The following is a 235-nucleotide window of genomic DNA, read 5'->3' as shown; positions in this document are numbered from 1 at the left end:
GATGTTAAACAATTACCGGTAATTTGTCAAAAAATTCTAAATTTTAAAAGGAAATATACAATATTGGCGAATTTTATATAAAAAAGAACTATTTTAGTTTATTAGGAGGGGCAAACAATGATTTCAAAAATTGAATCTATTCTTTTAACAGTGTTCATCTTTTTCTGTATCGGCTTTAGCGTTATTAAATTAGAAACATCACCACATATTCCTATTTTATTTGGCATTATTGTAT

Source organism: Bacillus sp. JJ1127 (genome assembly GCF_036965845.1).
Lineage (GTDB): Bacteria > Bacillota > Bacilli > Bacillales > Bacillaceae_G > Bacillus_A.
This window is presented reverse-complemented; position numbering follows the sequence as displayed.